This window comes from Acetivibrio ethanolgignens (assembly GCF_001461035.1).
In the GTDB taxonomy this organism is placed as follows: domain Bacteria; phylum Bacillota; class Clostridia; order Lachnospirales; family Lachnospiraceae; genus Velocimicrobium; species Velocimicrobium ethanolgignens.
Window position 1 is genome coordinate 68314 of the sequence record NZ_LNAM01000013.1, and the last position, 7643, is coordinate 75956.

Sequence of the window (7643 nt, forward strand, 5' to 3'; positions counted from 1 at the left end):
CAGTTTTGGGATACCCCCTGCCGACTGCCGCAACTGTCACCCTCACCCCCTGCATGACGGTCATGTCGATGATGACGGTGTTTTTGGGATACCCCCCTCGCAAGAGCCGTCACCGTCATGCCGCCATTCTTTTATCCGAAGCCGTAAGGCGTAGGATAGCAGGGCACAGCCCTGCCTTAAGGGAGTCCAGAGGGAACGTCTGGCACACGACTTTGCAGGGCAAAGTGTAGTGTGTTACACCCTGTAAACGCAGTCGGAAAAATCGGAATGATTTTTCTGACCGCAGGGGTGGTTTTACACGACCGAAAAGGGCGAGTAAATCTCACGCCTGCATTTTGCGTTTACGGGGTGTTCTCCCGTAGGGATGACAGCGGCAGGGTATCCTAAAATCACTGTCACCACCGTCACTGCTGTCACCCGCAGGGCAGAGCCGCCAGCTTTACATGGCTTTAAGCGTCAATGACAGTAACAGGGGGGTATCCTAATATCGCTGTCACCACCATCACCGCTGTCACCCGCCCTCCTTGCAAGGGCAATCCGCCTGCCGTCTTTCCTGCGGCTGTACTGGTAGCAGATACGGTTCTCGCTTAAAAATGTGGTGCGGTATTCATTCAGCCATTTCGTAATCACCGTGGGTATGGTTTCCGTTTCCCCCATAGCGGCTAACAGTTCCGTTGCCGTGCCTATCCATTCTTCCTTATCCCTCATAAAATCCACCAACCGAAAAAGGACATCTGGTATCGTTTCTTTCGCAAGCTGCTCCTGCGTTTTCCGCTCCACAAGCTCCCAACGGCAATCACGGAAACGCAGCGTGTATTCCTGATAAGGCGTGTCCCTGCCCGTCACATACAGCTTGGCGGTGTCAGACGCACGTTTCTCCTTTTCCAGAACAAAGGTAGCGTCCGCACTCCCCGTTAATCCTGTCGTCCCAGACACCTTGTTGAACACGTCGCTGTCATTCTGCTTTCGGATGTGGTGTACGACAATGACCGCCAGAGAGTGCCTGTCGGCAAAGTCTTTGATGAGGGAGATGTCCCCATAGTCGCTTGCATAGGCATTGTCTTTTGAAGCTGTACGGACTTTCTGCAAGGTATCAATGACAATGAGCCTGCTGTCTGGGTAATCTTTCAGATAATCTTCAAGCTGCACGATAAGACCGTCTGACAGCTTGCAGCTTGCCACGGCAAAGTGGAGCCGCCCGCTTGCTTCGTCCGTCAAACGAAATAACCTGTCCTGTATGCGGCAGAACGTGTCCTCAAGGCAGAGGTAAAGCACATCGCCCTCCATTGTCGGCATATCCCATAAAGGGATTCCCTGCGACACGCATAAGCATAGCTTCAGCATGAGCCAGCTTTTGCCTATCTTCTGTGAGCCGCAGAACAGCGATAAGCCTGTCGGGATAAGGCTGTCCACCACAAAGGATGGTTTCTCAAGCGGTTCATAAAGGAGCGTTTCGGCGTTGACTGTCTGTAACTTCTGCATGGCTTTCCTCCTTTCGGGCGGTGTCTTTGTTTTCGTTGCACATAGGCGTTGACCTCCTTAAAAATAGATTTACTCCCACGGAAAAAAGTGAGAGTATGTAATGCCGCCAATCCCACACAAATAAAAAACAGATTTCTTTTTCGGGCGGTGTCGGTCACGGTTGGAGATATTTCTTCAATTTCCGCCTTTACTTTCTCCTTTGCAATCGCAACAGATTTCTGTATTGCCGAAGCGGTGCAATGCTCCATAGCGGCGATTTGGTAAAAATTGAACTCATACTCGTAGTAGAGCAGGAAACGCCGCCTTTGTATCTCTGGAAGGCTCCCAACCGCCTTATAGAGCGTTTCATTCCGTTCTTCCTCAACCATGCGTTCATCAAGGCTCTTAGGCACACGCAACGCCCGTCTGTAAAGGGTTTCGTCCCATACCTCGTTAAACTCCCTGTGCCGCTCGTCCCATTAGAAAAGATTCCTGTTCCTGCGCTCCATCTGCCGAAACTCCATAAAGAACTGTTCCGACACTTCCAACTCGTGGGATTTGCCCTGCCCGTCCTTAAAGCTGATAAAATACCTTGTGCCGCTTTCCGTGGATTCCTCCCGAAGCGTGTATGCCTTAACCCTGTATGCCATCCTGTTGTCCTCCTGCAAAAAATGAGTGAGGGGATTTCCATCCCTCACCCAGTAGCCCGCAGGATGGCAGGCTGTTTTAGAAGCTATAAAATTTTCCGCAGCTTCTTCCGCAGATGGTCTAACCTCGCATAGATGGCACCAGTCGTCAAATGCACAAGCGGGGCAATCTCCTTTGTGGAATACCCCTGCATTTTCAGCAGGACGATTTTCAAGGTACGCCCGTCCACCGTGACTAATACTTGATAGAGATTTTCGCTCTCAATCTCTTCCAGTAACTCCGCAACCGTACCCACTTCCGCCTGCCGCTCCCTGCCTGCCATGTCCTCAAGATATTCCGCAACGTCATTCGTCCATCGGTAAAACCGCCTGTTGGAATTGAAGTCTGCCCTGTCCGCCATGCGTATCTGCTCAATGGTCGCTTCATCAACGCCGCACTCACGCAGCAGCTTTTCCTCCGCTTCTTTCCAGATACGCCATTTCCTGTCCTCCCGTCCGTGGTTGTATGCCATTCTTACTTCCTCCAATCAGAATTGATTGAGAGGGCAGAGAAAAGCCCCCTCATCTTCCCAAAGGAAAAAACAAGGGGGCTGAACGCCTTAAATTTTAATTTTCTATTATCTTTCTTAGTTTTATTAGGATTCTGGCTTTGCGTTTGTTTACAACGCTCTGGGTTATGCCCAACCTCGCCCCGACTTCACGCTCGGAAAGTCCGTCAAAAAAGATTGCCTGTATCAGCTCCTGTTCACTATCCGACAGCAAAGGCAGGGCGGCTTTCAGCCTGTCCACCATGACCGCATTGACAACGGTTTCTGCAATGTCCACCGCTTCATCAGTGATAAAGTCCAGAGGATTCCCCTCGCTGTCCGTAAATCCGTCGAGAGATAGCAGTCTATTCTTTGTATCTAATTTTTGCAGATAACGCCACCGTTCCTTGTCACGGTAGAAGTCTGTGTATTGCTCCCTCACGACTTCAAGCAGACAGCCTTGAATGGGGATAAACAGCTTGTCCATATAGGTCTGGTCGGATTCCCTGCAACGGCAGAACTCCGTGTAGGATAATTCCACATAGCCGCCACTTTCTCTGATATATACCTTTCTTGGTGCATATTTCACCATAAATACCTCCCATCTGAATTTTTGAAATGTAAAAAATCCAGATGGAGAGGCGGAGAACGACACCGCATATCAGAAACAGCCCTACGGCACTTTCCAACAAAAATCGACAAAAGAAAAACCGCAAAGGCTCTGTGACCTTTACGGTTATAGGAAATAGTAATTCTATTGTATGGAGATTGTACTTCTACTTTCAAGGTGAGAAGTACCGTTGCACTGGCAGAAATTTTTTTAACTGGTTTCCTGCCGTTCTCTGATATGCTATGTATTGATAAATTTTGCTTCGTATGAGCAGATAGATAACTGCCCGAAAAAAGGACATAAAAAAATCCCTCCAAATTTAAAAACAAATTCAGAGGGTAATTTAGGGTATAACAAAATAACCCACCCGAATATCGTTTTTTTTATTTGGTGAGTTTGTTCTTTCAAATACGAAACAAAAAGAGCCGATGATTCGTGAATTGTTCCACAATTTCATCGGCTCTGCGTCTTAAGCGTCTGGCTCTTTGATGACAGTTATCTTCAAGTTGTCAACTTTAATCAATCTTTCTTGTCTGCATTTTGGACAATAAAGGGGATAATTCTCCAAAACAGTGTCCTTCCTAATTTTATTACGGGTTTTGCTCCCACAAACAGGACACAATATCCATTCGCATTTCATCATAATTAGTCTCTAATCCTTTCAAATCTCATTTTATATGACTTTTGCAAGCTGTTAAGCTAACTTGTGGAACATATGCCGAACCTTATCTATACGGCTATTCGGGCGGCGGGGTTGGCAAATAAATTTACCAATAGCTGGCTGGTATCCTTTTAACTCTGTCAAGCAGACTCCCTGCCCATTTGTGAAATAAGTTAAATCGTTCCTGTATTCTTGAATACATCTAGCAGGGATTTCTCCTTTCAGAATGACCTCGTCATTCTTTATCTGAGTACTTACAATATCTGCACAATACCTTGGAGCATCATGATACGCCCGTGAGAGATATTCCTGCGGTGCATAAATTTCAAAGTGGAGATATGGCTCTAATAGTTCTGTCCCTGCTTTTTTTAAAGCCTGCTCCAATACGATAGGGGAAAGCAGCCGAAAGTCTGCGGGGGTACTTACAGGACTATAATACAATCCATATTCAAAACAGATTTTACAGTCTGTCACTTTCCATCCATACAGCCCCTGCTCGCAGCCATAAAGAACCCCCTCCATAACCGCATTTTGGAACGATTGATTTAAATATCCAAGTGAAACTCTGCTTTCATACTGCACTCCGCTTCCAATAGGGAGCGGCTCTATGGACAACCCGACAGAAGCCCAGAAAGGATTTGGCGGGACTTCTATGTGGATGGTATATTCTGCTTTTCTAAGCGGTCTTTCCATATATATAACAGTAGGCTCTTTTATTTCTGCCTCCACATGATATTTTTCCTCAAGGATGGCACAAATGACTTCCATCTGCACATTCCCCAAAAAAGAAAGTATAATCTCATGCGTTGTAGTATCCACATAATATTTTAAAAGAGGGTCGCCATCTGAAATTTCTGTAAGTGCCCCAAGCAATATTTCCCGCTGTTCAGATTTCTTTACTGCAATCGTTGTTTGGAGCATAGGGAGAGGATTTTCAATAAATTTTCTCTGCGGCAACAGTATTTCGTTCCCCAAAATACTGTTTAGCTGCAAAACATCATTTGGTAAAATTACAATATCACCAGAGCAGGCTGTATCGGATGAATATAATTCACCGTTTGTCGGAACACACATCTCTGTGATTTTTATTTTCTCTTTTTCAGATATTCTAATAACATCCCTCAAATGCAATGTTCCGCTATATATACGCACATAAACAAAACGCCGCCTTTTCTCTGAATATTCAATCTTAAAAACCTGCCCGCATAGTTCAGATTGACCTTCAGGCGTTGATGAATAAAATTTACTGGCAATTACTTCTATAAGCTGCCGAATCCCCAGATTGTTTTTAGCGCTTCCGTGATAAACGGGAAATAACGTTCCGTTTTGGAATCTCCTGTTTTCTTCCTGTTCCAGTTCTGACATTTTAAACGGTTTCCCTGACATATATTTCTCTAATAGTTCATCGTTTCCCATAATTACCGCATCCCACTGTTCCATATCGTCATTGTCCGTTACATTTATATGGGGATGCTGCCCAACCTTTTGCTTCACTATAATTTCCGAAGAAAGCTTTGCTTTCATTTCCCGATATACCATTGGCAAATCAATCCCCTCTTGGTCAATTTTATTGATGAAAAAAATTGTCGGAATCTTCATTATCTGTAGTGCATGAAACAGTATACGGGTCTGTGCCTGTATGCCATCCTTTGCAGAAACTAATAATACTGCTCCGTCTAATACGGATAAAGAACGGTATACTTCCGCCAAAAAATCCATATGGCCTGGCGTATCTATAATGTTGACTTTTACATCCTCCCACTGAAAAGATGTCACTGCTGTCTGGATAGTGATTCCCCTTTGACGCTCCAAATTCATTGTATCTGTCCTTGTTGTGCCTTCATCTACGCTCCCTAGTTCTGCAATTGCACCACTGGTATACAATAAACTTTCCGTTAATGTTGTCTTTCCTGCGTCAACGTGAGCCAGAATGCCTAAGTTAATTATTTTCATGTGATTTTCCTCCTATCAACACCCAAAAAAGGGCATAAAAATACCCAGTGATAAATACTCCTATCACTGGGTAAATAACTCCAATAGCCCCAAAACACTTATATGTTTTCGGGCATATAAAATTACATGATAAAAGTATTCTTAAACTGGGTACAAAAAACTAAGCCCCATATTAAAAGTGAAACGGGACTGCTACTTTTTGTTCCCACTATCAAATTGACAGTTTATTTAAGAATACCTTGCCGCATATTTATTAACTCCTTGTATAATACTGAATCTAATTATATTCCTTAACCCTTTATTTGTCAAGCTGACAAACTAAAGCAGAAAAAGCGGCAGGATTTCCCCCTGCCACTAATCATCTGTTTATGCAAAAATAATTTCCTTTTCCACAATCTCCCTCGCACAAGCCCTTATGTTATTGAGGCATCCTGTCCATTCTAAGGCGTTTTCTGCCTTTAGCTGTTCCGTTATGCCCTGTGCCTGTTTCATACCCTCTATGAGCCTTTCAAAGCGTTCCTGTGCCTGTCTGTTGATGTCGGCAAGGTAGGCGTTTAGCCTGCCGCTTGTAAGAAGATTGGTGTATGTAACTTTACGGTACTGTTTTAGATAATCTAAATGCCGTTGCCCCCAGATGCCTATTGCCTGTTCTTCTTCGGCGGGTACAGTTAAGCACGGTATCAAATAATCCCCTTGCCTTTCGTATTTGCCGCCCAGTTCCTCAAATAATGATTTTGCCATTGTCTGTTACCTCCACATTCTTTTTTATTTTGAATGTCCGCAAAATCCGTCCTACATCATTAGCACCATAGCTGTAAATAACAGCAAACTTGATAGCCTTTGTAGGGTCTTCCTTTATCTGCTTTCTGAACTCCTCATAATATGCCTTTGCCATTTCAACTGAAGAAACCGCGAAAATGGAATTGAAGCCACTAAGTCTCTGCTTCTGCTTAATCTCTTCTACTTTTCCTCTATCGGCAGAAGCCACTTCAGAAATATTGGTAAGTGCATTATAAACATATGTCTTATCTCCACGATAAGTCTTCTGGTCGAAATGCTCCAGGATATATTTAGTTACCTTTGCAATACGCTCTGGTGCCTCAAATGCTTTCTTACGGTCAATATCTAACACCATCTCATCATCGATATCCGGCTCAACAGCCATTGTCTTATGATACTCAACCTTAAAAGGAAGTACATTCTTGTCATTGATAGCATCCACAATTGTATATGTATGAAGCTGATCTCCAAAGGTCTGCTCCGTAGTTGCAAACTTTGGATTTCTTACAGAACCCGAATTTGCCGGGAATATTGGTGTACCCGTAAATCCAAACATATAGTATTTCTTAAAGCTAGATACGATGGCTGCGTGCATATCACCAAACTGACTACGATGGCATTCGTCAAAGATTATAACAATCTGCTTATCGAAGGCTGGATGGTCTTTTGCATTTTTCTTAATAAAGGTAGACAGTTTCTGAATTGTTGTAATAATAATCTTAGATTTTTCATCCCTTAACTGTCTCTCCAAAATAGAAGTAGATGAGTTACTATTTGCAGCACCTTTCTCAAATCTGTCGTATTCCTTCATAGTCTGATAATCCAGATCCTTACGGTCTACTACAAATAACACTTTATCAATAAACTCAAGGTTTGATGCGAGTCTGGCCGTTTTAAATGAAGTAAGAGTCTTTCCACTTCCTGTTGTATGCCAAACGTATCCACCTGTCACGCGTCAAATTATAATTCTCTCCTGTCGCAATCCTGCCGCAGATTAAATCCTA

6 protein-coding genes and 2 pseudogenes are annotated in these 7643 nt (G+C 44.0%); all 8 read right to left on the minus strand.

The annotated features are described in order from the left end of the window. Nucleotides 1-456: 456 nt before the first annotated feature. Nucleotides 457-1482, minus strand: a complete 1026-nt coding sequence (locus ASU35_RS01875; RefSeq protein ID WP_001170964.1) for an AAA family ATPase — start codon at nucleotides 1480-1482, stop codon at nucleotides 457-459. Between the two features lie 154 nt (nucleotides 1483-1636). Beyond that, a pseudogene (locus tag ASU35_RS19040) lies at nucleotides 1637-2111 on the minus strand (RNA polymerase sigma factor). A gap of 83 nt (nucleotides 2112-2194) precedes the next feature. Further along, on the minus strand, nucleotides 2195-2620 hold the full coding sequence (locus tag ASU35_RS01885; protein WP_000323895.1) for an RNA polymerase sigma factor: 426 nt from the start codon (nucleotides 2618-2620) through the stop codon (nucleotides 2195-2197). Nucleotides 2621-2714: 94 nt separating this feature from the next. Continuing rightward, a complete protein-coding gene (locus ASU35_RS01890) occupies nucleotides 2715-3227 on the minus strand; it encodes a sigma-70 family RNA polymerase sigma factor (protein ID WP_000241709.1) in 513 nt (170 codons plus the stop codon). A 487-nt stretch (nucleotides 3228-3714) separates the two neighbouring features. Beyond that, the gene (locus ASU35_RS18390) at nucleotides 3715-3888 is read right to left on the minus strand and encodes a cysteine-rich KTR domain-containing protein (protein ID WP_002779755.1); all 174 of its coding nucleotides are present in this window, start codon (nucleotides 3886-3888) and stop codon (nucleotides 3715-3717) included. A 51-nt stretch (nucleotides 3889-3939) separates the two neighbouring features. Then, a complete protein-coding gene (gene tet(O) / locus ASU35_RS01895) occupies nucleotides 3940-5859 on the minus strand; it encodes a tetracycline resistance ribosomal protection protein Tet(O) (protein ID WP_000691758.1) in 1920 nt (639 codons plus the stop codon). A gap of 366 nt (nucleotides 5860-6225) precedes the next feature. After that, the gene (locus tag ASU35_RS01900; protein WP_001129922.1) at nucleotides 6226-6600 is read right to left on the minus strand and encodes a TnpV protein; all 375 of its coding nucleotides are present in this window, start codon (nucleotides 6598-6600) and stop codon (nucleotides 6226-6228) included. A 55-nt stretch (nucleotides 6601-6655) separates the two neighbouring features. Next, nucleotides 6656-7585 (minus strand): annotated as a pseudogene (locus ASU35_RS01905) (DEAD/DEAH box helicase family protein); the annotation flags it as partial. Between the last annotated feature and the right edge of the window lie 58 nt (nucleotides 7586-7643).

What these genes read in the sequence shown, in the direction of transcription:
- ASU35_RS01885 (WP_000323895.1), bottom strand. Translation starts at nt 2,620, where the DNA reads ATGGCATACAACCACGGACGGGAGGACAGGAAATGGCGTATCTGGAAA.
- ASU35_RS01890 (WP_000241709.1), bottom strand. Translation starts at nt 3,227, where the DNA reads ATGGTGAAATATGCACCAAGAAAGGTATATATCAGAGAAAGTGGCGGC.
- ASU35_RS01875 (WP_001170964.1), bottom strand. Translation starts at nt 1,482, where the DNA reads ATGCAGAAGTTACAGACAGTCAACGCCGAAACGCTCCTTTATGAACCG.
- ASU35_RS18390 (WP_002779755.1), bottom strand. Translation starts at nt 3,888, where the DNA reads ATGATGAAATGCGAATGGATATTGTGTCCTGTTTGTGGGAGCAAAACC.
- ASU35_RS01900 (WP_001129922.1), bottom strand. Translation starts at nt 6,600, where the DNA reads ATGGCAAAATCATTATTTGAGGAACTGGGCGGCAAATACGAAAGGCAA.